Origin of the sequence: Propionispora vibrioides, from assembly GCF_900110485.1 — a bacterium.
Taxonomy (GTDB): domain Bacteria; phylum Bacillota; class Negativicutes; order Propionisporales; family Propionisporaceae; genus Propionispora; species Propionispora vibrioides.
This window is the reverse complement of sequence record NZ_FODY01000004.1, coordinates 56991-83070: the sequence shown is the minus strand read 5'-3', so window position 1 is coordinate 83070 and position 26080 is coordinate 56991. Positions and strand designations below refer to the sequence as shown.

The window sequence follows — 26080 nt, the reverse complement described above, 5'->3', positions numbered from 1 at the left end:
TTGAGTCGGCGTAAGACGATTGCGGGAGCCGTATTATTGGTCGTATTGACCTTTTTTGCAACCACCGGAGGGTATTTGTATCTGCTGAATGTTAATGCAGCGGATCTGGCCGGTACCTGGCAGATATTTCATGCCATGCAAATTATCAAAAGCCGGTATGTGGAAGAGACGGGAACCGATACCCTGGTGGCCGGCGCCATCAAGGGGATGGTCGGTTCGCTGGGAGATCCCCATTCCATTTACATGGATCCCAAAATGTATAAGGAATTTATGATTGAAACGGAAGGTTCCTTCGGCGGCGTAGGTATTGTGGTCGGCATGAAGGATAAACAGTTGATGGTTGTATCGCCGATTGAAGGAACGCCGGGGGATCAGGCCGGCATTAAGAGCGGCGACCAGATTGTTAAAATTGACGGGCAGGACACGAAAGATATGCTGCTGGATGAAGCGGTCAATAAGATCAGAGGGCCGGAAGGTTCGCAAATTGTCCTGTCCATCAAGCGGGGCGCCGAGCCGGTGCTGGATTATACTGTAACCCGGTCCAGTATCCAGATTAAGACGGTGGCCGGGAAAATGCTGCCGGGACAGATTGGGTACATCCGTATTTCCATGTTTAATGAAAATACGGGCAACGACTTTGTGCAGAAGTATCAGGAACTGGAGCAACAGGGCATGAAGGCCATTGTTCTCGATTTGCGGGATAATCCGGGTGGGTTGTTGGAGGAAAGCGTGAAAGTGGCTTCCAAGTTTGTGCCCAAAGGACCGGTCGTGTCGGTTGTTGACCGTCAGGGGAACCGTGAGACGCACCAGTCTGATCTGGCGGCCGTAAAGTATCCGACAGTCGTGCTGGTTAATGGTGGCAGCGCCAGCGCCTCGGAGATTGTTGCCGGGGCCATTCAGGATACGGGAGCCGGTACGTTGGTCGGAACCAAGACTTACGGCAAAGGTTCGGTGCAGACGCTGATGCGCCTGAACGGCGGAGCGATCAAGCTGACTATTGCCAAGTACCTGACGCCCAATGACCGCTCGATTAACGGGATCGGCATTGAGCCCGACGTGAAGGTGGAATTGCCGCAGAATCAGCCGGTAACTACCGATATTCAACTGGATAAGGCTTTGGAAATTATTAAAAGCAAGCTATAAAAAAAGCGGCGGACCTGTTCCGCCGCTTTTGGCATAGACGGGAGCATTTCGGCGATTGAGCCAGCAAGAAGCTGTTTAGCTGGCAGGGAGGCATAGACCAAAATGGATTATTTTCTATTTTTTAGTGAAAGAGAGGATAAGGTGGAGCGGTTCTTGTTATCTTATTACCGCGGCTGTATAGAAAGTTTGTTCGATGCGTGATATAATAATTGTTAATTGATATTAATGCTTGTTAAGGATGATTACTATGGCCATAGTCCCTAAATTGAATAAACCCACCATAGATACTGAAGGCGGTATTCCCTTTAAAATTGAGGCTCCCTTTCAGCCGACCGGCGATCAGCCGGGGGCGATCGCGGCCCTGGTGAAGGGGATTGAACGGGGTGACCGGACGCAGGTCCTGTTAGGGGCGACCGGTACCGGGAAGACTTTTACTATTGCTCAGGTGATTGAAAAGGTACAGAAGCCGACTTTGGTGATTGCCCATAATAAGACACTGGCGGCTCAGCTTGCCAGCGAGTTTAAGGAATTTTTCCCCAACAATGCGGTGGAGTATTTTGTCAGTTACTACGACTACTACCAGCCCGAAGCCTACATTGCCCACACTGACACCTACATTGAGAAGGATGCTTCGATCAATGATGAGATCGACAAGCTGCGCCATTCGGCTACCAGCTCGCTGTTTGAGCGGCGGGACGTCATTATTGTGGCCAGCGTGTCCTGCATTTATGGTTTAGGTTCGCCCGATGAATACCGTGATCTGGTGCTGTCGTTGCGCCAGGGGCAAATCCGGGACCGTGATGATATTTTACGCAAGCTGGTAGACATCCAGTATGAACGGAACGATATTAATTTTGTCCGCGGCAAGTTTCGTGTCCGGGGTGATGTCATTGAGATTTTTCCTGCCGCCTACGGTGAGAAGGCTATCCGTGTTGAACTGTTCGGCGACGAGGTGGAGCGTATTCTGGAAATTGACACCCTCACCGGTGAGGTGCTGGCCGAACGTAAGCATATTGCCATCTATCCGGCTTCTCACTATGTTACTTCCCGTGAAACCATGCAACGGGCCATGGGGGATATTGAAGCCGAACTGGCCGGGCAACTGGCCTTGTTTAGGGCGCAGGGCAAACTGCTGGAAGCGCAGCGCCTGGAGCAGCGGACCAATTACGACCTGGAAATGATGCAGGAAATGGGCTATTGTTCAGGCATCGAAAATTATTCCCGCCATTTGACTGGCCGTAAACCGGGCGAATCACCGTTCACACTGATTGACTTTTTCCCCGACGATTTCCTGATCGTCATTGATGAGTCCCATGTGACGCTGCCACAGCTCAGGGCGATGTATGCCGGTGACCGATCCCGCAAACAATCGCTGGTGGAAAATGGCTTCCGCCTGCCGTCGGCTTTTGACAACCGGCCGCTGCAATTTAACGAGTTTGAAGAACGGATTCGTCAGATTGTGTATGTATCGGCCACCCCGGCCGCTTATGAAATGGAAGAGGCCAGCCAGGTGGCGCAGCAGGTTATCCGGCCTACCGGCCTGGTCGATCCGGAGATTGAGGTCCGTCCGATCAAAGGGCAGATGGACGATCTGCTGGGCGAGATCAAGCTGCGGGCCGCTGCCAATGAGCGGGTGCTGATTACCACGCTGACCAAGAAAATGGCGGAGGATTTGACGGAATTTTTAAAGGAAACCGGTATCCGGGTGCGGTATTTGCATTCCGACATTGCTACCATTGAACGGGGCGAGATTATCCGGGACCTACGGGCCGGTGTATTTGATGTGCTGATTGGCATCAATCTGCTGCGGGAAGGTCTGGATATGCCCGAGGTGTCTCTGGTCACCATTCTGGATGCCGACAAGGAAGGCTTTTTGCGGTCCGAGACCTCGCTGATCCAGACGATCGGTCGGGCGGCCCGCAATGTCAACGGCAAGGTTATTCTTTATGCCGACCGGATTACCGATTCCATGCGGCGGGCCATTGCCGAGACCAACCGCCGCCGCGATATTCAGGAGCAGTATAATACGATGTACGGCATTACGCCCCAGACGGTGCAAAAACGGGTTAAAGATCTGATTGAGACCACTAAGGTAGCCGAATTGCCGGCGGAATACAAGACCGACCGGATTGGCAACTTAAATAAAAAAGAGATGCTGGAACTGGTCGGCAAGCTGGAAAAGGAGATGCGCGAAGCCTCCAAGAAGCTGGAGTTCGAACGCGCCGCCGAACTGCGCGACATGATTGTCGAGTTGAAGGAACGGGCCGGGCAGCCTAAGCCGGTAAGCCGGAAGAAAGCAAAATAACGATCACAGGAAAACCGCTGATTACATGAGCCTGTGGGCCAGACGGAAAAAGATCTGTCAGGTTGCATAGGGTGAATTAATCAGTGGTTTCCGGCGGATTGATCAAATACAGGGAAGGAATGCGAAAGTGAAGGAAAAGATTATCATAAAAGGTGCGAGACAGCACAATTTAAAAAATATTGATATTGAATTGCCACGGGATCAACTGGTGGTGATTACCGGCCTGAGCGGGTCCGGCAAGTCCTCGCTGGCCTTTGATACCATTTATGCCGAAGGACAGCGGCGCTATGTCGAGTCCTTGTCGTCCTATGCCCGTCAGTTTCTCGGGCAGATGGACAAGCCGGATGTGGACTACATTGAAGGATTGTCGCCGGCCATTTCCATTGACCAGAAGACCACCAGCCGCAACCCCCGTTCCACCGTGGGGACGGTTACCGAAATCTACGACTATCTGCGGCTGTTGTTTGCCCGGGCCGGCCGGCCCCATTGTCCCAAATGCGGCCAGGCTATCAGTCAGCAGACGGTGGAGCAGATGGTCGATCAACTGACCGCGCTGCCGGAGGGAACCAAGCTGATTGTTATGGCTCCCGTAGTGCGTGGCAAAAAGGGCGAGCATCAAAAAATTCTCGACGATATCCGGAAAAACGGCTATGTCCGGGTGAGGATCGACGGTCAGGTACAGGATGTGACCGACGAAATCACGCTGGAAAAGAATAAGAAACATACCATTGAAGTGGTAATTGACCGCCTGGTGGTACGCGACGGAATCGGCCAGCGTATGGCCGACTCACTGGAAACGGCGCTGCAACTGGGCAAAGGTGTGGTGTTGGTTGACTTGGTGGGTGACAGGGAAGTGACGTTCAGCCAGAACTTTGCCTGCGTGGACTGTGGTATCAGTCTGCCGGAAATTGCGCCCCGCATGTTTTCCTTTAACAACCCCTTCGGCGCTTGCCCTGATTGCACCGGCTTGGGCAATAACATGGAAATCGACCCGTCGCTGGTCATTCCCGACGGCAGCAAGGCGTTTATTGACGGCGCGATCGCGGCGCTGAGCAAAAACCTGAATTCCTATTTTATGTGTCAGTTGGAAGCCGTGCTTACTCACTACGGCGCTTCGCTGTACAGTACCTGGGACAGTTTAAGTGAAGAGTTGAAGCAACTGATCATGAATGGGTCTCAGGAGGAGAAGTTCACTTTCACCTATGAGAATATGTACGGCGAGACCAAGCGTTACCATCTGCCTTTTGAAGGAGTCATTCCCCTCTTAAACCGCCGTTACCGGGAGACAGCTTCCGATTGGTCAAAGGAAGACATTGAGGAGTATATGAGCTCCAAGCCGTGCCCGACCTGTAAAGGAGCGCGGCTCAAGCCGGAAACGCTGGCTGTCCGGGTGGGCGGCAAGAATATTTATGAAGTGACTCGGCTGACCATCGTCGAATGCCGGGATTTTTTTGCCGGTTTGGTGCTGACAGAACGGGAAATGACGATTGCCCGTCAGATCCTGAAGGAAATTAATGCCCGGCTGGGCTTTTTAGTCAATGTGGGTCTTGATTATCTGACGCTGGATCGGGCGGCCGGGACGTTAAGCGGCGGCGAGGCGCAGCGTATTCGCCTGGCGACCCAGATCGGCTCCGGCCTGGTCGGGGTACTCTATATTCTGGACGAGCCCAGTATCGGACTGCATCAGCGGGATAATAACCGGCTGCTGGCCACGCTCAAGCATTTAAGGGATGTAGGCAATACCCTGCTGGTGGTTGAGCATGACGAAGATACCATGTATGCCGCCGACCATATTGTCGATATCGGTCCGGCCGCCGGCTCCGGTGGCGGGCAGATCATCGCCCAGGGTACGGTGGAAGAGATTAAAGCCTGCCGGGATTCGGTAACCGGCCAGTACCTGAGCGGCGCCAAATATATTCCCGTACCGGCTGTACGGCGCAAGCCTAACGGCAAGTGGCTGGAAGTAATCGGCGCCAGGGAAAATAACCTGAAAAAGATCAACGTCAAGTTTCCTCTGGGTGTGTTTACCGCCGTAACCGGTGTTTCCGGGTCAGGCAAGAGTACGCTGGTTAATGAAATTTTATATAAAGGGCTGGCTTCCCGGCTGTATGGCGGCAGCCGCCAGCGCCCGGGCGAGCATAACGAAATTCGTGGTATTGAGCATATTGATAAAATCATTGATATCGACCAGTCGCCGATCGGGCGGACGCCGCGCTCTAATCCGGCGACCTATACCAGCCTGTTTGACGTGATCCGCGACGTGTTCAGCCAGACGCCGGAAGCCAAGGTACGCGGCTACAAGCCGGGCCGCTTCAGCTTCAACGTAAAAGGCGGGCGATGCGAGGCCTGCCGCGGCGACGGAATTATTAAGATTGAAATGCATTTTCTGCCTGACGTTTATGTTCCCTGTGAAGTGTGCAAAGGGGCGCGTTATAACCGGGAAACGCTGGAGGTCAAGTACAAGGGCAAAAGCATTGCTCAGGTGCTGGATATGGTGGTTGACGAAGCGGTGGAGTTTTTTAAAAACATCCCGAAAATCCATCGCAAACTGCAAATTCTGCAGGATGTCGGTTTAGGCTATATTCAGTTGGGACAGCCGGCTACCACGCTGAGCGGCGGCGAGGCCCAGCGGGTCAAACTGGCTACCGAACTGGCCCGCCGCAGCACCGGCAAGACGCTGTATATTCTTGACGAGCCGACTACCGGTCTGCACACGGCTGATATTCACCGGCTGCTGGAGGTGCTGCAGCGCCTGGTGGATGGCGGTGACAGTGTGGTGGTGATTGAACACAATCTGGACGTGATTAAAACGGCCGATTATCTGATTGACCTGGGGCCGGAGGGCGGTTCCGGCGGCGGTACTATTGTCGCCAAGGGAACGCCGGAGGATATTGCCGCCACAGCGACATCCTATACCGGACAGTTTCTGGCACCGGTACTGGAACGGGGCATCAGAGAGGATCGGCAGGCATAAAAAAACAGGCTGTTCCAAATGACTTCATTTGGAACAGCCTGTTTATGTGGCGACAGAACTGATGTCCTTTTGGCATTGCCCCAAAAGGACCAAAAGGGCTAGGCCTGCCTCCAAAAGACTTGCCGGAAGAGTCAACTTCCTAAAATCCGAAACTCGCTTTGCTCAAACAGTTACCCAAAGGGCACAGGCGGATTTCTTAACGGAAGCTGACTCTTCCGGCATCCTGCGGACCGTCTTTTTCCGGAAAAGGCCAATGGGGAGAACGGAAGACCGAAATAAATTGTGATATAGACGCAAAAAAACGCAGGCAAGCTGGGATAGCTTGCCTGCGTTGGCTTATATTAATCTTCGGAGGAAGGCGTCATCCGCTTGGCGATAAACTGGGTGTCAATATCGCCGCTACAGAAGTAGGGATTATCCAGCAGCTTCCGGTGAAAATCAATGGTGGTTTTCACGCCGACAATCCGGAATTCGGACAAGGCCCGCCGCATGGTCTTAATGGCGTCGCCCCGGGTGCGACCGCAGGTAATGATCTTGGCGATCATCGAATCATAGTACGGCTGGACAATTGAGCCGGTGCAGACGCCGTCGTCCACCCGGACATTGGGACCGCCGGGCTGATGATAAAAAGTGATTTCACCAGGCGAAGGCAAGAAGGAATTATCAGGGTCTTCCGCGTTGATCCGGCATTCAATGGCATGACAGTTAAACTTCATGTATTCCTGACGGATGGGCAGCGGATCGCCGGAGGCGATGCGTAGCTGCGTCTTCACCAGGTCGACGCCGGTGGTGATTTCAGTAATGGCGTGTTCCACCTGAATGCGGGGATTGATTTCCATGAAATAAAATTCGCAGGTGTTTTTGTCCATTAGGAATTCCACAGTACCAATGTTGGTATAATTGGCGCTTTTAGCTGCCCGGATGGCCAAGGCACTCACTTTTTGACGCATTTCCGGCGTAATGACGCAGGAAGGCGCTTCTTCCAGGATTTTCTGATTGCGCCGCTGAATGGAGCATTCCCGTTCTCCCAGATGAATGACGTCGCCGTAGTTGTCGGCCACGATCTGAACTTCGATATGGCGGGCGTTGGCGATATATTTTTCTAAATAAAAGCCGGCTGTGGTAAAATCAATTTTAAGCGCCGCCGTGTGGATATCCGCTTCATTTTGAGCCACGAACATGGATTTGCCGCCGCCGCCGGCAATCGGCTTGATAATGATGGGATAGCCGATTTTGGCTGCCGTGCTGACTGCCTCTTCCAGGCTGTTGACAGGGTCGCTGCCAAGGGCCATCGGCAAGCCAGCCTGTTTCATCAGCTCGCGGGCCGCATCCTTGTTGCCCACTTTGCGGATAGTTTCCGGACGGGGACCGACAAACACAAAGCCGGCTTTGATGACAGCTTCGGCAAAGTCGGCATTTTCCGATAAAAAGCCATAACCGGGGTGAATGGCGTCTACTTCGGCCAGTTGAGCCGCATCTAAAATAGCGGCCATATTGAGATAACTGCGGGTGGCATCGGCCGGGCCAATATTGATGGCCTGATCTGCCAGCTTCACATGTACCGCATCGGCATCTGCACTGGAATAGACAGCGACTGTTTCAACTCCCAGCTCCTGGCAGGCCCGGATGATTCGTATCGCGATTTCACCGCGATTGGCAATTAATACACGCTTGAACATCGGTATAGACCTCCCATTTGCAGTCTTAGTATGCCCGGTTGTTACATTCGCAACCAGACTCTAACGGAGACATTATAGATGATTAGCGGCATTTATACAAGCAGTTTTACACATGTATACAATGAACTTATGGGATAATTTTATATAGAGGGCGAGCAACTGGCAAAACACGGCATTTGCTGGTACAATGACAATACAGGCGGCAGCGGTGCGAATGACTCAGTCCCTGCCGGGGAGGAATACATGCATACAGATTTAACGGAAAAGTTGGCCCATTTGCCTGATCAGCCGGGCGTTTATCTGATGAAGGACGCCCAGGGAAAGATTATTTATGTCGGCAAAGCGGTGGTACTGAAAAACCGGGTCCGCTCCTATTTTCAATCCAGCCGCAACCATTCGCCGAAAGTGCGGTCCATGGTGGCCCGTATTGCCGACTTAGAATATATTGTAACCGCTTCCGAGATGGAGGCGCTTATTTTAGAATGCAATCTGATCAAAAAACATCGTCCTAAATATAATATCAGCCTGCGGGACGACAAAAGTTTCCCTTATATTAAGGTCACTTTGAACGAACCATTTCCCAGAGTGTATGCCACCCGGAAGGTGGTTAAAGACGGCGCCCGCTATTTCGGTCCTTATACCAATGCGGGAGCGGTGCACGAAACGCTGAAGCTTTTGAAACGGCTGTTTCCGCTGCGGACCTGCCGGCGCTTGGATGCGCCGCGTCCCTGTCTGCAATATCATATCAAACGCTGTCTGGCGCCCTGCGCCGGCAAGGTGAATGAGGCCGAGTACGGCGATATGATCAAGGCAGTTTGCCTGTTCCTGGAGGGGCGCAGCGAGGATATGGTAAAAAGCCTGCGCCGGAAAATGGATCAGGCCGCGGAAAATCTGGAGTTTGAGCAGGCCGCCCGGTTGCGTGACCAGTTGCAGGCGGTGGAGAAAATTACGGAAAAACAAAATATCGTAACAGGCGCCGGTGACCAGGATGCGGTGGGACTGGCCCGGTCGGCCGCCGGTATCTGTGTCCAGGTCTTCTTTATTCGCAGCGGCAAAATGGTGGGCCGCGATCATTTTCTGCTCAGCGGCGGCGAGGAGGAAGAGGATGCCGATTTGTTGACGGCTTTTCTCAAGCAGTATTACAGTCAGTCTACTTTTATTCCCCGCGAAATCCTGCTGCCGCTGGAACTGGCCGAACAGGAACTGTTGACTGAGTGGCTGAGCGGTCTGCGGGGTGGCAAAGTATGGCTGGAGGTGCCTAAGCGGGGTACGAAGAAGGATCTGGTTCAGATGGCGGCAGGCAATGCCTTGCTGGTGCTTAATGAGCAGGCGCTTAAAATTCAGGATCAGGCCGACCGCACCGAGGGTGCCGTTCGTGAATTGGGCCGCTATCTGGCGATGGACGGTCTGCCGGAGCGTATCGAATGCTTCGACATTTCCCACATTCAGGGAGCGGAAACGGTGGCGTCCATGGTCGTTTTCGAAGGCGGCCTGCCCAAGAAGGAGGACTACCGGCGGTTTAAGCTGCGTACAGTGGAAGGCAAGCCGGACGATTTCAAATCCATGCAGGAAGTGGTAGGACGACGCTACAGGGACGGCAGCGCTCCCTTGCCCGACCTCATCATCATTGACGGCGGCAAGGGGCAGCTCAGTTCGGCTCTGGAGATTATCCGCGGCGCCGGTCTGCATGACGTGATGGTGGTCGGTTTGGCCAAGGAGTTTGAGCATATTTTCCGGGAAGGGATGAGCGAACCGCTGATTTTGCCGCGCCACTCCCAGTCGCTCTATTTAGTGCAGCGCATCCGGGATGAAGCCCATCGCTTTGCCATCACCTATCACCGGAAATTACGGTCGAAGCGGAACATGGTGTCGGTACTTGATCACATTCCGGGTATCGGGGAGAAACGCCGCAAGGCGCTGTGGCAGGAATTCGGCAGTCTGGCCAAGATCAAACAGGCCGCGGTGGAAGAGCTGGCGGCTGCACCGGGCATGACCCGGCCGGCGGCGGAGGCGGTCTATGCTTTTTTCCGCCGTGATCCGGCGGCGCCGAAGCTGTAAGAAAGGGTCTAGCGTGTATCGAGGCAAGCTGGAAGAAATAATGGCTCTTATTTTAACGAAGCGGGCACTAAAGGCACTGGTATGATAACTCTAAATTAAGCCATACTAGTAGTGAAAGGGGTTCGTCATGGTCGAGCCAAGAGCGGTGCCGGGTTTCAAAGGAAGCTCGGCACGGTTCGGCCAAAGATTGCTGTCGGGTCTGGCGGTTCGGCAGCAGTCGGCGGGAAGATCGTCAGCGGTTCCGTAAGGCTGTGCGGCAGCCCAACTGTTGTCGCGGGGTCGAAAGGGATGGCTGGCGGTCGAGTCAAGATCGTCCGGGGTGCCGGAGGGTCACCGGGACGACCGTTACGAAGGGTCTGTCGCAGTTTGGCGATTGCGGCAGGCTCGGCAGGTATTCCGGGCGGTCGGGCAAAGGCCGGTGGCAGTGGCAAAATGCTTGTGCGCGGTCGAAAGATTGCGTATAGGTGTGTAGCGATTGCCATCGACCGGCGCGCAGATCATGGCGGGCTCTTTTCGGGAAGCGGGAGACTGTTCTCCCGCTTCCCTTTTTGTCCTGTAGCTCTACTGATTGCCGCTTGCCGGCCGGGGAGAAAAGCAGCGGCGAAAGCCACGCGGTTCCGGCCGCATAGCGATCGGCAGGCGGGATACACTAGTACTGGTACCGGTCCGGCCTTAACCCGGTGGAATTGATGGTGGGAGATTTTCGTAACCCGAGGCGGCGGAAGACTCTGCCGGTTGTAGTAGGCTGCGGGACGGCAATGCGGCGGTTTACGGAAAATAGCCGGCCCTATTTCAGTGATTAGGACTGAGAGGGTAGCCGGTAGCGGTGGCAGAATCGGTTAAGCATTGTCAATCGGGCTGAAATAGTAGTAAAATAGAGAGGCAAAGGAAACATTGGAAAAAGGGAGGTTGACTTTACCGCATTATGAATAAAGCAGGATGGATTGTACTTGTAGTCATTGCCTTGGTGGTTGTCTGGGGCGTGAGTGCTTATAACGGCCTGATCAGTTTAAATGAGCAGGTTAACGGGAAATGGAGTCAGATTGATAACCAGTTACAACGGCGGACCGATTTGATTCCCAACTTGGTAAATACGGTCAAAGGCTATGCCGCCCATGAACAGGCCGCCATTCAGGCTGTGGCTGACGCCAGGGCCAAACTGGCCGGGGCGCAGGGACCTGCTGCCAAGGCGCAGGCCGATGCCGAGGTCAATAGTGCTTTAAGCCGTCTGTTGGTTGTTGCCGAAAATTATCCGAATCTAAAGGCTGACCGGAATTTTCTCGCCCTGCAGGACGAACTGAGCGGCACGGAGAACCGGATTGCAGTGGCCCGCAAGGATTATAACGACGCGGTGCAAGTGTACAATGTAAAAATCCGGTCGTTGCCGACCAGTATTTTTGCCGGCATCATCGGTTTTGGTCCCAAGGAATATTTTAAGGTGGAAGAAGGAGCGAAACAGGTGCCTTCGGTTCAGTTTTAGCGAGTACTCTGCCAACTTTGACGCATAAAGATGATGACGGGGAAAAATTTTGTCAGCTTCTATTTTCAAGGTTGGTGGAGTACTAGCGCGAAAGCGGAGGATTTTTATGAAAAAATGGCTGGCTTGTCTGTTGGCGAGTGCTTGGCTGGTCATCGCGGCCGTAGCCTGGGCACAGCCACAGATACCGCCTGCTCCCGCGAACAATGTATATGTGCAGGATAACGCCGGGGTGTTGAGCAGCGCTACCAAAAACCGCATTAACGAGGTCGGGAGCTACCTGCAGGAAAAGACCACGGCCAAACTGATGGCGGTGACGGTGAAGAGCTTTGGTGACGCCGCGCCGGAGGAATATGGACTGGCTATACTGCGCCAGTGGGGCGTAGGCGATAAGGAACGAAACAACGGCGTCGTCCTTGTGGTTGCCACCGAGGATCGCAAAGCGAGAATCGAAGTGGGCTATGGCCTGGAAGGGGCCCTGCCTGATGCGAAAACCGGGCGGATTCAGGATGAATACATGCTGCCTTTTTTTCGCCAGCAGGACTATGATAAGGGAATTTTGAATGGCTATCTGGCATTGGCCAGTGTTACGGCCGCCGAATACGGCCTGGAGCTTCCTACTGGCAGCAAAGGGGTGACTAAGAGCGGCGCCGTACACCAGGACTCTGCCTGGGCGGCACTGCCCTGGTGGATGAAAGCCGTGGCGGCAGGCTTGCTGCTGCTGCTGTTTATCTTCGACTGGGTGTTTCTGGGCGGCAGCATTACCTGGCTGCTGTTGTCGCTGCTGCGGTTCCGCGGCGGCGGTGGTGGTGGCGGTCCGGGTGGCCGCGGCGGATTTGGCGGCGGCTCGGGCGGCGGCGGCGGTTCCAGCCGAAACTGGTAAGGAACGGGACGCCCTTAGATGGTAGCAGGCGCGCTGCGGTGACCGGCTTGGCCGGGAACTGCGGTTTGTGCTCCTATATAAAATTGAGAAGGGGATGTTTACGATGGCAAAATGGGTATGTACAGTATGTAATTATGTGTATGATGAAGAGGTAGGCGATCCGGACGGCGGCATTGCGCCGGGAACTCGTTTTGAAGACATTCCGGACGATTGGGTTTGCCCCCTCTGTGGCGTGGGCAAGGATCAGTTCGAACAGCAATAAATACATACGATAAAAATTGCCGCTCCAGCAGGAGCGGCAATTTTTTAATGCGTGATCTTGGACAGGTGGGGCAGCCAACCGCGGTCCAGGGCCAGCTGCAGCAACCGGTAATCCCAGTCCAGACCGGCATCCAGTTTCTCGCGGTAGAGGAGAGCCACTTCGAGTTGGTACGACTGGTGCAGGGCCCCCAACAGTGCCGTTTGTGATGCTTTGGCGAGGGTTGCCAGATAGAGGGCGATTTCCCGGTCGGTGGCCCTTGCGTCCTGAGGAATGTCCAGCGGCGATTTATGGAGCGCCCGTCTAGTAAAGCTTAAGGTGGGCAGGGCGGCACCGTTTTCCTCCAGCAGTTCCTCCGACTGTTCGATTAAGTTGTCCGTGTCATACTCAAGAGCTTCTTTTATCAACGCCTTTAACTCGGAATCCTGGGCGTGATTATACATGATTTCCAGTATGGAGATGTTGAGCCGGCCCTGGGCGACGACCCCGTACAGGCTGGCAGCTTCTAAATAGTTGAGCGGCTCCTTGTCAAAGAACATGTTGACGAGATTGCGGGTTTCTGCGTTGACTTTATCGAGCAAAGACATATTCAGACCTCCCAGATAAATTTTGCCCGGCCACAGGGCGATTTTGTATAATGGGCTGTAATGCGGCTTTACTTATAGCATGAACCAATCGGATATTTTCATGCATGAAAGAGGATTTAAAAATCAATATGGCGAAAATTTTTTAATAAATAAGTGAAACGGAGTGGAAAGACATGCAGTATGATTTACTAGAAACAGCCTGGGGTTGGATGGCGGCGGTCTGGTCGGCAAAAGGCCTGTATGAGCTGAGTTTTCCTAAGCCGGATCAGGAAACGGCTATTTTGTCGATAGATAACTGCAAAGGAGAACGGGGCGAGGAACCGCATCCCTATACCGGCCAGCTACAGCAGGAGTTGAAGCTCTACTGGCAGGGCTTTCCCGTAGAGTTCACCGTGCCTGTCGACTGGAGCGGTTATACGCCGTTTCAGAAGGCTATTTTGTCGTATACGGCTACCATTCCCTATGGGGAAACCCGTACCTACCGGCAGGCTGCTGAGGCGGCAGGCTCGCCGAAGGCTGTCCGGGCCGCCGGCGGCGCCCTGCATATCAACCGTACGCCTATTGTAGTGCCCTGCCACCGAGTCATCGGCAGTCATGGCGGGTTAACCGGCTTTGGCGGCGGTTTGGAATTAAAACAGGCTTTGCTCTTGCTGGAGTCGCCTGATGAGACACCGCTCTTCCGAAGGGAAAATAAACTGGTTTTCAGCCAGTTGGCAGGATATAATAAATGGAGTTAATGAACTACTGCGGTTACGAGAAAATTAAAGGGGATTGCAGTGGTTTTGCAGTTTACTCGGTTTCCGGTGGGGAGGATGGTCATGAGCGGTTTTTTGCTGCGAACAGTTATGAACGCACTGCTGATTTACCTTATGTTGAGCCATCTGGCCGGTATTTTTGTCGACACTCTCGGCGGGATGCTGCTGGCGGCTTTGGCACTGGGAATGGCTAATGGCTTACTGAGAACCTTGTTGTTTCCAACCGGGCCGGTTTGGCACTGGCAAAAGCTGCTGCCGGCTACTTTCTGCTTAAATCTGGCCGGTCTGGGCTTAGTTGTCTATATTTTGCCCGGCTTTGAAATTTCCAGTTTGCCACTGGTGGGGCTGGGGATTTTTATTCTGTCGTTAGGCAGTTCGCTGCTGTCCAGAACCATTCGGGATAAAAAGTTGCAAGCCGAACGGGTGGAGCCGGCGAGGAAAGGATGATCATGATGAAGATTAAATTAGTCGCTTTGGATTTGGACGATACGCTGCTGGACTCGAAGCGGATCATTTCGCCGCGGACCAGGCAGGCCATACAGGATGCCGTGGCACAGGGGGTCATGGTGACAGTGGCTACCGGCCGGATGCATGTTTCGGCCCTGCCGTACGCTCAACAGTTGGGGCTGGATGTGCCGATTATTACTTATAACGGCGCGCTGATCAAGTCCAGTCTGTCCGGTGAGGTGCTGTCCAGCCGGCCGGTACCGCGGCCGGTGATGGACGAGGTGCTGGCGCTGTTTCGTGCCAATGGCTGGTATCTTCAGCTGCATATTGGCGATACGCTGTATGTGAAGGAGCGCAATGAGCGGGTCCGCCTCTATGAGGAGACGGCCGGCGTCAAAGCTGAAGTAGTAGGAGACGGGCTGTATTCGGTGCCGGGGGAAGCCAGCAAAATGCTGACCATTGCCGAGCCGGAGACCATTCAGGCAATCCGGCGGCAACTGCTGCAGGATGGTTTTGGCGAACGGCTGAGTATGGCCATATCCAAACCGCACTATCTGGAAATGACCTGCCTAGGCGTGAACAAAGGCTGGGCGCTGGATTTCCTGGCTAACAAGCTGCAAATCGGGCGGGATGCGGTCATGGCTGTCGGTGATTCGCAGAACGATCTGGACATGATTGAGTATGCCGGACTGGGTGTGGCCATGGGCAATGCTTCTGAGACAGTGAAAGCGGCGGCGCAGGCGGTCACGCGGGGTCATGACGAGGACGGCGTGGCCGAGGCGATTGAAAAATATGTCCTGGGCCGCTAGACGACCTAATAATAGCTGGTACGGACCGGAAGCAAGCCGGGCAAGTACCGGCTATTTTCTTCGGGCTTTTTCCAAAGCGCGACGGCGTTTCTTTGCATTTTTAGATACTTTGCCCTATAATTGTAGATAGCTTTTATTGGCAGGTTACGACAGGTCCTGCCCCACAGGTCCTGTCCGTTATAAAAGGCCGCCGGCTGTCTGGTGGTCTAATGTGTGTTTTAAAGGAGGAGAAGCTTATGTGTCTTGTTGCAGATTTGCATATTCATACCGTAGCCAGCGGTCATGCCTACAGCACGGTGCTGGAAAACGCCAAGGCGGCGGCCGACAGGAGACTGGCGCTGATCGGTATTACCGACCACGGACCCAATATGCCGGGCGGACCGCATGAATACCATTTTGCCAATCTTGTTGCCCTGCCGGAAGTTTTGTACGGTGTACGGGTATTAAGAGGCATTGAAGCCAATATCATTGACCAGAACGGCAGTCTGGACCTGCCGGACGAACGCTTATCCAAACTGGATGTCGTTATGGCCGGTTTCCACAGTGAAAGCTTTACGGCCGGTACGGTGGAGGAAAATACGGCGATGTTGATTAATACCATCAAAAATCCCTGGGTGGATGTCATCGTGCATCCTGGCAATCCGGCGTTGCAAATTGATGCCGAAGCCGTAGTTAAGGCCGCTGTGGAGTATGATGTCGCTCTGGAGGTCAACAACAGTTCGCTGGTGCGCTCCCGCAAGGGAAGCCGTCCCTACTGCGGCCGGATCATTCAACTGGCGAAGCAGTACGGCGCTAAGATGATTGTCGGCACCGACAGTCATTTTGCCCTGCATATTGGTGATTTCAGCGAGGCGCTCCAGCTCTTGGCTGAAAACGATGTGGCACCGGATGCCATGTTGAATTCGTCGGTTGAAAAACTCCTTGCCCATCTCAACCGGCGCACCAATCGCCTGAATCCGGTGGTCTAGAATACCGGGCGGCAGGAGTCATTAGGTTTGAAAGAGGTGATAGCATGCAAGATGTCCGTTTAGTCATTATTACAGGCATGTCCGGGGCGGGTAAGACACAGGTCGTCCGTACTATGGAAGATATCGGCTATTTTTGTGTGGATAATCTGCCGCCGGCGCTGATCCCCAAGTTTGCCGAACTGTGCACCCAGTCGGCGGGCCAGGTTAATAAAGTGGCGCTGGTAGTGGATATCCGGGGCCGTGAATTTTTCGGCACCCTGATCCAGGTGCTGGAGGAGATGGAAACCCAGGGTTACGTATATGAGATTTTATTTTTGGAGGCTTCTGATGAAACTCTGATCCGCCGCTACAAGGAAAGCCGGCGGCGGCACCCCATGGCACCGCATGGCCGCATCAGCGCCGGCATTGCCAGTGAGCGGGAGAAAGTGGAGTCGGTGCGGGGCCGGGCCAATCATATTATCGATACTTCGGTGACGACGACGGCTCAGCTGCGTGACAAGGTGATTTCGCTGTTTGCCTGCGAGTGTGCTCAGGAGCGGATGTCGATCACCGTAGTGTCCTTCGGCTTTAAGCATGGGATGCCGCTGGATGCCGATATGATGTTTGACGTGCGGTTCCTGCCCAATCCATTCTATGTGGAATCGCTGCGCCGCAAGAGTGGCACGGTGGAAATGGTGGGCGAATATATCTGGAAATGGCCGATTACACAGCAGTTTATGGAAAAACTGTCTGCTTTGCTGGAGTTTCTGGTACCTAACTATATCCAGGAGGGAAAAAATAATCTGGTGATTGCTATTGGCTGTACCGGTGGAATGCACCGTTCGGTGTTTGTGGCCCACAAGATTTATGAAAACCTCCGGAGCAAGGGGTATAAGGTGAATATCGAGCATCGCGATGTGCAGAAGAACGAGGTGGAGGAGCATAATGAGTCATATGCCGGGCCACCTGATAAAGATGGCTGAAGTATGCGATTAAAAGCAGAGGTGTAATGCAATTATGCATTTTTTGAAGTGGTTGTACCCTGGTATGAAATTGAAACGCTGGCTGCTGCTGTTCTCCCTGGGCGTTATTGCGGCGAGCATCGGTTTGGCCATTGTGTTTAACTATAAATATGTGGGTACGGTGGAAGAAGCCATTTTCCGGATGGTGTACCTGACGACGGGAAAATATTACTATGCCGTGACCACTATCGCCGGCATAGCGATTATTGCGCTGGGGCTGACGATTATGACGTTGGCCACGCGTCAGATTATTCATTCGGTCATCAGTGTGCTCATTCCCGACGGCCCTGACCGGCTGGTGGAAATTATCTTTCAGAAACGCAAGCTAAACAAGGGCCCGACCATTACGGTCATCGGCGGCGGCACGGGGTTATCGGTGCTGCTGCGCGGTATTAAAAGCGTGACCAGCAACATTACGGCTATTGTGACCGTCGCTGACGACGGCGGCTCTTCGGGGCGGCTGCGGGAGGATTTGGGGATGATTCCACCGGGTGATTTGCGCAATTGCCTGGTGGCGCTGGCTGATACCGAACCGTTGATGGAAAAACTGTTCCAGCACCGCTTCGGCGGTGACGGCAGTCTGGCGGGACACAGCTTTGGCAATTTGTTCATCGCCGCGATGACCGAAGTACTGGGCGATGTGGAACAGGCCTTAAAGGAGTCGAGTAAGGTTCTGGCCGTGCGCGGCAAGGTGCTGCCCGCCTCGGTGCAGACCGTCCGCTTGAAAGCCGAGATGGAGGACGGCAGTATTGTGGAGGGCGAATCGCAGATTCCGCTGGCCGGCAAGAAAATCAGGCGGATTTTTATCAATCCGGAGGATGCCGAACCGGTAGAGGGGGCACTGGAGGCGTTGCGCGAGGCCGACGCCGTGCTTTTGGGTCCCGGCAGCCTGTATACCAGCGTACTGCCCAATCTCCTGGTTCATGGAATCGCCGAGGCGCTGCGTAAAACGCCGGCGGTTAAAATATACATCTGCAATGTTATGACGCAGCCAGGGGAAACCGACGGATACTCAGCGGCCGATCATGTGCGGGCGTTACTCGACCATGTCGGACCCGGCGTTATTGACTATGTGGTGGTCAATTCCCAGGAAGTGGCGCCGGCCCTGCGGGAAGTTTATGCCAGCCAGGGAGCCTTCCCGGTGGTTGTCGATGCCGAGGCGATCGAGGCGATGGGGATTAAGGTGCTGAAAGCCAACATTATCAGTGAAACCAATTTGGTGCGCCATGACCCGCTGAAACTGTCGCGGGCGATTATTTCCATGGTGTATAAGCTGACCGTCAATTCGGAGCGGATGCGGCTCTTAGATTACTATCTGATCGGGGAAAATATCAAGGAGTTAAAAGATTTGGATGATTAGGCAGGTGTGACGGTAGGTGTCTTCTTTTTCTAGTGAAGTAAAAAACGAGCTGGCCCGGATCGCCGGCGAGGAAAACTGCTGCCACATTGCCGAGCTGGCTTCCCTGATGCGGATGGGCGGCACCATGCTGATTGGCGGCAACAGCAATCTTGGCATTACTTTTACGACCGAAAATGCGGCGGTGGCCCGCAAGGTGTTGACCTTGATCAAAAGCGGCTTTAACGTAAAGACCGAGGTGACGGTTACCCGCGGCCGCCGGCTGAAAAAAAATAATTCCTATCTGCTTAAGGTAGTTCCGTCGCCGGTTGTGACCGAGCTCTTAGCGGCGCTGGGCATTATGCGCGGCGACAATCTCAATGTGGGCCGCGACATCGGCCTGCTGCGTAAATCCTGCTGCCGCCGGGCTTATCTGCGCGGCGCTTTTTTAGGGGGCGGCTCGGTGAATAAGCCGGAGGGCGATTACCACCTGGAGCTGGTTACGGGCAATCTGGACTTTGCCAAAACGCTGGTCCGGCTGATGAAGAATTTCCATCTGCCGGTGCGCCTGACCGAACGGAAGAACGATCATATTGTCTACTTAAAGGACGGCGATGCTATCACTTCGCTGCTGCGAATTGTCGGTGCCCACAATGCCCTGCTGGCCTTTGAAAATGTCCGGGTGGTAAAAGACATGCGTAATCAGGTAAACCGGCTGGTTAACTGTGAAACGGCCAATTTGCAGAAAACCGTCAATGCCGCCGTCCGGCAGGTGGAAAATATTAGGCGTATTGACCAGGCTATCGGTCTGGCCAAACTGCCCCGCGGTTTACGCGAAATGGCCGAAGTCCGCCTGGAGCATCCTGACGCCACCCTGCAGGAGTTGGTGGCGATTATGGGTGGCCAGGTAGGTAAATCGGGCATTAATCACCGGCTGCGGAAGCTGGAAGAGATTGCTAGGGAGTGTTTGGAAACCGGAGGAAATCATGAAACGCACAAATAAACTGGCTATATGGGCGGCGGCGCTAGTAGTGGCAGGCCTTGTCTGGCTGCTGTATCCTGCCCAGGGGACGCTGATTCTGGAATACCATAAAATCTGTGAGGATACTTCGCCCTATGCGGTAGCGCCGGCTGAATTTGATAAACAGCTTCAATACCTGGCCGATGAAGGTTATACGACCATATCGATGAAAGAATATGCCGCCGCTGCGGCCGGCCAGGGAGTTTTGCCGGCCAAACCGGTGGTTATTACCTTTGACGACGGCTATGACAATAACTATACCGAAGCGTTACCCTTACTGGAGCGCCATGGGATGAAAGGCACGGTCTTTGTCGTCAGCGGCTATGTGGAACAGTATCCGGGTTATCTGTCGTGGCCTCAAATCCTGGAGATGCAGCGGCGGGGGATGGAGATCGGCTCCCATACTGCCAACCATGTGCAACTGGATACACTGAGTCCGGATGAACAGCGTAAGGAAATTACTGAGTCTAAGGCGGTACTGGAGCAGCATATCGGCCGGCCGGTGGAGTTTCTTGCCTATCCCTTTGGCGGCTATACGGCAGAAACGGAAAAGCTGCTGAAAGAGGCCGGTTATGCCGGCGCCTGCACGGGAGAAGCCGGTCTGAACCGGGGCGGGGACAAGCCCTATGCGCTCAAACGGGTATACATTCCCAACTCCCGGTGGGGCCTGTGGGAATTCAAACTGCGGCTCTGGCGAGCCATTGTGTTTACCAAACTGGGACTATAAAATATAGAAATTCTGATGCTTTGACGCTATGTCAAAGCATTTTTTATTGGAAAAAATTAAATACTAACAGGGAAGTAAATCGTAACAATAAGAGGTGCGCTATGTCATACCGGACGGTGATGAATGATCGGAGAAACTGGGAATGGAAACAGCTCTGGCTGTTTATGGGATCTATGCGGCTGGGACTGCTGCTGCTGTTGCTGTTAATCGGGGCAATGGCTGCCGGCACGGCACTGCCTGCTATTTACCGGAGTGGCTGGTATAGCGGACTGCTGGGACTGTTATGCCTGAATCTGGTATGTTGCAGCCTGCGCCGGCTGCCTGCCTGGCGCAGGCTGATCTGGGACGGGCCGCCGGCGGCAGCGCCGGAGCGGCTGGAGCAGCTGCCGGGCGGCTACCGGGTGTCGGTTACCGCTTCCCAGGCTGAGGTGGCGGAACGGTGTGGGTACTTTCTGCGCCGCCAGAACATGCGGCTGAAATGCCAGGCTGCCGGTCCGGTCAGGCAGCTTTGCGCCGATAAGGGAATTGCCGGCAGCTGGGGTATTCTGCTGGCTCATGTATCGGTGCTGCTCATTGCCTGTGGTGCGGTCTGGGGTAGTTGGTACGGTTATACCATGACCGTCAAGCTGCCGGTCGGCGGTGCTTACACCGTTACGGCCGGCCAGGAGCCTTTTGTTGTGCGGCTCCATCAGTTTTCCACCGAATATTATCCGGACGGTTCGGTTTCCGACTGGATTAGCGATATCGGCATTGAAGCCGGTGGCCGCGAAGTGCTCCGGCAGGCTGTGAAGGTCAATCATCCCCTGGACTATCACGGGATCAGGCTGTACCAGTCCTCTTACGGCACAGCCATCAAAACGGTCGTGGCCGATGCTGCCGGACAAGTGGTGCAACAGGCCGCTGTAGCGGAGCAGGAACTCCTTTCGCTTACCGGCAGTACGGATATGGCCATCCTGCCGGTGGGCTATATGCCGGACCGACGCCACCTTCGGGATCAGCTGCCGGTCATGGGGCAGGCAAAGAACCCTTATGTGCTGTATGTCCTCTATAACGGAGGAGAGGAGCAGTCCTGGGGCGCGGCGGCTTTGGGACAGCCGGTTGCGCTGGGGCCGGGGAGCGGTACGGTAACCTTTACCGGCACCGTGCCCTTTTCGGGAGTGCAGATTAAGCATGATCCCGGCATGCCGCTGGTTTGGCTGGGCTTTGCGCTAATGGCGGCCGGTTTTTTTCTGGGGCTCTATGTCCGTTACCGTTGTGTATGGCTGGCCATTGAGCCGGATCAGGGCGGCAGTTGCGTACGGTTTGGCGGGACAGGCGGGCAAGCGGAAGAGCTGGGTAAAAAACTGCATGCTATAATTATACAAGGGAGTTGAAACGATGGTTTGGTGGGAAACACAATTATTTATCCTGTCTTTTGCCGGTTACTTTTGTGCCGGCTGTTTATACCTGGGTAACCTGATCTGTCTTAAGGCCCGACTGGCCTACCGGGCAACACAGGTTACCGCCGCTGCCTTTTTGCTGACAACGGCGGCGCTGGTTATCCGGACAATCGGGAGCGGACATCTGCCGATGGCCAATATGTACGAGTTTGGCATGACTTTTGTCTGGGGCACTGTTCTACTGTATCTATATCTGGAGCACCGCTGCCAAAGCCGTGCGCTGGGCGCTTTTGTCCTGCCGGTGGTGTTTTTTCTGACCGCCTTGTTCGCTGTCTTTTATCAGGAGGGCAAACCGCTGATGCCGGCTTTAAAGAGCGGCTGGCTTACGGTGCACGTTCTGACGGCCGTCATTGCCTACGGTGCGCTGGCGTTATCCTTTGCCCTGGCACTGATGTACCGCTGGCGCTGCCGCCTGGAGACGGACAAGCAGGCCGGCGCCCTGCAGGAAATTCTGCCGGCCCTGGAGACGCTGGAGCGCCTGGCTAATCAGGCCATTGTTTTTGCCGTGCCTTTTCTTACCCTGCTGATTTTGACCGGTGCCGTATGGGCCGAATATGCCTGGGGCTCCTACTGGCGCTGGGACCCTAAGGAAACCTGGTCGCTGATTACCTGGTGTATCTATGCCGTATATCTTCATGGCCGGACCGTACTGGGCTGGCGGGGTAAACAGGCGATGAACTGGGCCATTGCCGGTTTTTTAGCCGTGCTGTTTACCTTTGTCGGCGTAAACCTGCTCCTGCCCGGTCTGCACAGCTATGCTTCCTAATCACGGCTTGGGCGCTGCCTGTGACGGTGTTATGAAAAGGAGGGGACAAGCGATTGAATTTTCAGCAATTCCCTGCCGGCGATACCATCAGACTGATTCTGTTTGGCGCGGCCGGAGCCGTAGTCGCGGTAACCATTGCCGGGGCGGGCTATGCCTGGGCCGATTCACCGCAATTTTGCGGCAGTTGCCATTCGATGATCGAACCGGCGGCTACCTGGCGTCAGTCCAATCACAAACAATTCACCTGTACCGAATGCCATCTCCCCCATGACAGCCTGGCGGAAAAGCTGGTGACCAAAATGAAAACAGGCAACCGCGACGTGTACCACGAAACGCTGCGCGACTATCCGGCAGCCCTGATTCTGACGCAGGAGGGCCGGTATATCATTGACCGGAACTGTTTACGCTGTCACAGTTCGACAGTGGAAAACACAGCTATGGGACAGGGCGGGCAGGACTGTATCAAGTGTCACCGGGCCCTGATCCATGGCCGGAATCACAGTGTGGGAGGGATGGAGCAGTGAATAAACCACAAAAGTTTCTCATCGCTTTTTTAACCACCATGGTCGTAGTGTTTGGTGCTGTGGTGATCCGGGTGTGGGCGCTGAAACCGCCGGTCGGCTTTAAAGTAGCAGCTATTCCAGCCGGCGAATATGATCCGGCCGTATGGGGGAAAAGCTATCCGCTCCAGTATAAAAGTTTTCAAAAAAATCTGGAATCCGCTCCTTCTCCCACCGGCTATGGCGGCAGTGTTAAAGAGCAGAAGGCCGACCGGCAGCCGGAAATTTACACCAACTTCAAAGGCAATCCTTTTAGCAAGGACTATACGGAGGACCGGGGGCACCCCTATTCGCTGGACGATCTGCGGGAATCAAAGCGCATTGGACCAACCAGCAAAGGGGCCTGCATTACCTGTAAAACACCGCAGTTGGAGGCTTTTTATAACGAAATGGGCTGGTCTTACGCCAATAAGCCGCTGGAGGAGCTGTTGAACCGGTCGCAGCATCCGGTTAGCTGTGCCAATTGTCATGATCCGGAAACTATGAACCTGCGGGTCATCAATCCGGCCTTTATCGAAGCCATGGCCCGGCGCGGCTATGATGTGACCAAGGCCAGCCAGGAGGAGATGCGCAGTTTTGTCTGCGGTCAGTGCCATGCGGAATATTATTTCGCTCCCGGTACCTCACAGGTTATTTTTCCCTGGGACAAAGGAGTAACACCGCAGGAGATGTATCAATATTATGCGGCAAAACCTCATGACTTTGGCCAGGACTTTTTTCAGCCCGACTCGCAGGTGCCTGTACTAAAAGCGCAGCATCCCGATTTTGAGGAATGGCAGAACGGCACCCACGGCAAGTTCGGCGTATCCTGTGCCGACTGTCACATGCCTTATATGCGGGAAAATGGCAGGAAATACTCATCCCACTGGATGACCAGTCCCCTGAGAACCATTGAGGATTCCTGTTTTCCCTGTCATACGGAAAACCGCGATCAATTGTATAATCAGGTAAAGGCCACCCAGGACAATGTATGGCAGCTACAGCATACGGCAGGCTTGCTGGTGGCCAGGGGACACACCGCCATTGCCAAGGCCGCGGCCATGCCGGGAGTCAACCGGGAGGAACTGGACAAGTCCCGTGAACTGCTACGCCGGGCCCAGTGGTATTGGGACTTTCTGGCCGCCTCGAACAGCATGGGCTTCCATAATTCGGTGCAGGGGTTGAACACGCTGGGACAGTCCATTGATTTGTCCAATCAGTCCATCGATGCCGCAAATCGTGCAGCAGGCGTAAATACGTTATAGAATTGCCGGTCAGGCTCTTTAGGAGAGCCTGACCGGCAATTTTACATAATTCTGAGGGTTTGCTATAATAGTGACGATACTAGTGGTCTGTCTATTTTGAAATCATAATTACTTCTTCAAAGTAGACAGACCACTAGTGCTGTACCAATCTTGAAACTGGAAGATGATGACGAAATTTTGGCCGTCAGCATTTCTGCTTTCAAGGTTGGAGTGCACTAAGGTAAAGGGAGGTACATAGTGAAGAGATTTACCAAAATAGCCCAAATTGTGGCAATGAGTATAATGTTGACAGGTGGATCGGCCATAGCGCTAGCCGCCGGCCAAACGGTCAGTTTGCCCCTGGACCCGCTGGGACAGCCGGAGTGGCAGGTTATGGCCTCCGGTTACGGCGGCAAGCTGCTCTTATCCGATAGTCCGGAAATGGTGCCGGCCGACGGCATTACATATCAGGATGTGGTTCAGGGCAATGCCCGTCTGTTTTTTCACCATGTTAATGACACCAAAATAGATAAACGGATTGCCGTGGTATTTAGAAATCAGGGCGATCAGCCGGCTAAAATCACCGTATATCAAAAAGGTATCAGCGGTCCCGGCTATAATTATCTGGATATCGGCAAGTCGGTGCAGACCCAGTATATGAAAGGGCTGGACATTCAGAATCTGACGGTGCCGGCTCACGGCCAGGTCAGCCTGGTAGATACGGTGGTAAAGCCTAATATGCTGTTAAACGGCATGTTTGATTTTACTTCCGACCAGCCGGTGCTGGTTAGCGTGATGATGCTGCCGAAGGATATGAGTATTAAACGCTTCCTTTCCCGGGCCAACGTGCTGCCGGCCGACCAATACCGGCTGCGGGGTACCTTTGATGGCCGGGACCGTCTGTTTATTCCCGGCAAAGTGTATGATGCGGCGACCGACGGACCGGTGGTTCTGACACTGGCCGACAATAAAATTGACCAGTATCTCTGGGGCATTGACGCCACCGATGGCTCACGGGTGCAGAATTACGGCAATTACGGCGTGGTGTATAAGCTGTTTTTGCCGTCGGAACATGCCGATAAGCTTTCGGTGTATCTCAATCCGCGGGGCGGCGAGTATGCCGGCGCTATGGGGGTTAAATACCGTCATGTAACGGAAAGCCCGGTTAATACGCCGGCTGACCGGCTGTGGATCGGCGGTCGCACCGAGGACGGCCAGGCTTCTTATGTGGGAACCTATGACGTGGGGCAGTCGCTATGGCTGACGTTCAGCCCGCCGGGCGCTTCCAATCTGCCGGTTAAGCTGCTGATCGTACCGGAACAGGAAACAAGTACAGCAAAATAATTAGATTATAGCCGGCCTGCTTGCCTGCATAGTTTACGGGGAGCGGGTCGGTATCATGATTATGCTTGCCTAACATTACAAAAGCGTATAAAATAAGTAAAGGAAGCATATTGTTCTTTTGGAGGAGGGATTTTTACAATGGCTAAACATATTTTTACCGCGAATACAGCTTCTTTAAAAAATACCGTACATACCGGTGGCTGTGGAGAATGTCAGACTTCCTGCCAGTCCGCTTGCAAAACGTCCTGCACGGTTGGCAATCAGGTCTGCCAGAAATAATTGGCGTTCCGGTCAGTCCCTTGCCGTTACGGTAAGGGAC

24 protein-coding genes are annotated in these 26080 nt (G+C 54.0%); 22 read left to right on the top strand and 2 right to left on the bottom strand.

Annotation, left to right across the window (positions count from 1 at the left end):
• The 3 genes from BMW43_RS04920 to uvrA all read left to right on the top strand — a co-directional run bounded on the left by BMW43_RS04920 (position 1) and on the right by uvrA (position 6422).
• Entirely contained in the window at positions 1-1143 is a 1143-nt protein-coding gene (locus tag BMW43_RS04920; RefSeq protein WP_091744379.1) for a S41 family peptidase, read from the top strand.
• Positions 1144-1390: 247 nt separating this feature from the next.
• Complete coding sequence (gene uvrB / locus BMW43_RS04915; protein ID WP_091744377.1) at positions 1391-3448, top strand: excinuclease ABC subunit UvrB; 2058 nt, start codon at positions 1391-1393, stop codon at positions 3446-3448.
• Positions 3449-3575: 127 nt separating this feature from the next.
• Positions 3576-6422 carry an excinuclease ABC subunit UvrA gene (gene uvrA, locus BMW43_RS04910; protein ID WP_091744375.1) on the top strand — a complete coding sequence of 949 codons (2847 nt, stop codon included), beginning with the start codon at positions 3576-3578 and terminating at the stop codon, positions 6420-6422.
• A gap of 341 nt (positions 6423-6763) precedes the next feature.
• On the opposite strand, the gene BMW43_RS04905 is transcribed toward uvrA, so the two are convergent.
• Positions 6764-8101, bottom strand: a complete 1338-nt coding sequence (locus BMW43_RS04905; protein ID WP_091744373.1) for an acetyl-CoA carboxylase biotin carboxylase subunit — start codon at positions 8099-8101, stop codon at positions 6764-6766.
• 243 nt (positions 8102-8344) lie between these two features.
• Here BMW43_RS04905 and uvrC point away from each other — a divergent pair, with 243 nt between their 5' ends.
• The 5 genes from uvrC to rd all read left to right on the top strand — a co-directional run bounded on the left by uvrC (position 8345) and on the right by rd (position 12781).
• Positions 8345-10159 (top strand): excinuclease ABC subunit UvrC, encoded by a 1815-nt coding sequence (gene uvrC, locus BMW43_RS04900; protein WP_091744371.1) that lies wholly within the window; start codon positions 8345-8347, stop codon positions 10157-10159.
• Between the two features lie 288 nt (positions 10160-10447).
• A complete protein-coding gene (locus BMW43_RS21470) occupies positions 10448-10849 on the top strand; it encodes a hypothetical protein (protein WP_245732229.1) in 402 nt (133 codons plus the stop codon).
• Positions 10850-11084: 235 nt separating this feature from the next.
• Positions 11085-11639 (top strand): LemA family protein, encoded by a 555-nt coding sequence (locus BMW43_RS04890; protein ID WP_091744369.1) that lies wholly within the window; start codon positions 11085-11087, stop codon positions 11637-11639.
• Between the two features lie 106 nt (positions 11640-11745).
• Positions 11746-12519 carry a TPM domain-containing protein gene (locus BMW43_RS04885; RefSeq protein WP_091744367.1) on the top strand — a complete coding sequence of 258 codons (774 nt, stop codon included), beginning with the start codon at positions 11746-11748 and terminating at the stop codon, positions 12517-12519.
• Positions 12520-12622: 103 nt separating this feature from the next.
• Positions 12623-12781 (top strand): rubredoxin, encoded by a 159-nt coding sequence (gene rd / locus BMW43_RS04880; RefSeq protein WP_091744365.1) that lies wholly within the window; start codon positions 12623-12625, stop codon positions 12779-12781.
• Positions 12782-12825: 44 nt separating this feature from the next.
• On the opposite strand, the gene BMW43_RS04875 is transcribed toward rd, so the two are convergent.
• A complete protein-coding gene (locus BMW43_RS04875) occupies positions 12826-13365 on the bottom strand; it encodes a DUF3231 family protein (RefSeq protein WP_091744363.1) in 540 nt (179 codons plus the stop codon).
• Positions 13366-13538: 173 nt separating this feature from the next.
• On the opposite strand from BMW43_RS04875, the gene BMW43_RS04870 reads away from it, so the two are divergent.
• From BMW43_RS04870 to scfA, 14 genes are all read left to right on the top strand, one after another.
• Positions 13539-14102, top strand: a complete 564-nt coding sequence (locus tag BMW43_RS04870; protein WP_091744361.1) for a methylated-DNA--[protein]-cysteine S-methyltransferase — start codon at positions 13539-13541, stop codon at positions 14100-14102.
• Between the two features lie 81 nt (positions 14103-14183).
• The gene (locus BMW43_RS04865) at positions 14184-14567 is read left to right on the top strand and encodes a hypothetical protein (protein ID WP_091744359.1); all 384 of its coding nucleotides are present in this window, start codon (positions 14184-14186) and stop codon (positions 14565-14567) included.
• Positions 14568-14569: 2 nt separating this feature from the next.
• Positions 14570-15376: a Cof-type HAD-IIB family hydrolase gene (locus tag BMW43_RS04860; RefSeq protein WP_245732228.1), complete on the top strand. Its 807-nt coding sequence runs from the start codon at positions 14570-14572 to the stop codon at positions 15374-15376.
• A gap of 236 nt (positions 15377-15612) precedes the next feature.
• Positions 15613-16344 carry a phosphatase gene (locus tag BMW43_RS04855; RefSeq protein ID WP_091744357.1) on the top strand — a complete coding sequence of 244 codons (732 nt, stop codon included), beginning with the start codon at positions 15613-15615 and terminating at the stop codon, positions 16342-16344.
• 44 nt (positions 16345-16388) lie between these two features.
• Positions 16389-17306, top strand: coding sequence for an RNase adapter RapZ (gene rapZ / locus BMW43_RS04850; RefSeq protein WP_091744355.1), 918 nt, complete (start codon positions 16389-16391; stop codon positions 17304-17306).
• Between the two features lie 34 nt (positions 17307-17340).
• Positions 17341-18705, top strand: coding sequence for a gluconeogenesis morphogenetic factor MgfK (gene mgfK / locus BMW43_RS04845; protein ID WP_091744353.1), 1365 nt, complete (start codon positions 17341-17343; stop codon positions 18703-18705).
• 16 nt (positions 18706-18721) lie between these two features.
• Positions 18722-19684 (top strand): DNA-binding protein WhiA, encoded by a 963-nt coding sequence (gene whiA / locus BMW43_RS04840; protein ID WP_091744351.1) that lies wholly within the window; start codon positions 18722-18724, stop codon positions 19682-19684.
• A complete protein-coding gene (locus tag BMW43_RS04835) occupies positions 19668-20429 on the top strand; it encodes a polysaccharide deacetylase family protein (protein WP_091744349.1) in 762 nt (253 codons plus the stop codon). Before whiA ends, BMW43_RS04835 begins: the two co-directional genes overlap by 17 nt.
• 101 nt (positions 20430-20530) lie before the next feature.
• A complete protein-coding gene (locus BMW43_RS04830; protein WP_091744347.1) occupies positions 20531-21802 on the top strand; it encodes a cytochrome c biogenesis ResB family protein in 1272 nt (423 codons plus the stop codon).
• Between the two features lie 4 nt (positions 21803-21806).
• Positions 21807-22634: a c-type cytochrome biogenesis protein CcsB gene (gene ccsB / locus BMW43_RS04825; RefSeq protein ID WP_091744345.1), complete on the top strand. Its 828-nt coding sequence runs from the start codon at positions 21807-21809 to the stop codon at positions 22632-22634.
• Positions 22635-22687: 53 nt separating this feature from the next.
• Complete coding sequence (locus BMW43_RS04820) at positions 22688-23158, top strand: cytochrome c3 family protein (protein ID WP_091744343.1); 471 nt, start codon at positions 22688-22690, stop codon at positions 23156-23158.
• Entirely contained in the window at positions 23155-24438 is a 1284-nt protein-coding gene (locus BMW43_RS04815; RefSeq protein ID WP_091744341.1) for an ammonia-forming cytochrome c nitrite reductase subunit c552, read from the top strand. Before BMW43_RS04820 ends, BMW43_RS04815 begins: the two co-directional genes overlap by 4 nt.
• Before the next feature lie 237 nt (positions 24439-24675).
• On the top strand, positions 24676-25761 hold the full coding sequence (locus BMW43_RS04810) for a copper amine oxidase (protein WP_245732227.1): 1086 nt from the start codon (positions 24676-24678) through the stop codon (positions 25759-25761).
• A gap of 138 nt (positions 25762-25899) precedes the next feature.
• The gene (gene scfA, locus BMW43_RS04805; RefSeq protein ID WP_091744339.1) at positions 25900-26040 is read left to right on the top strand and encodes a six-cysteine ranthipeptide SCIFF; all 141 of its coding nucleotides are present in this window, start codon (positions 25900-25902) and stop codon (positions 26038-26040) included.
• Positions 26041-26080: the final 40 nt, after the last annotated feature.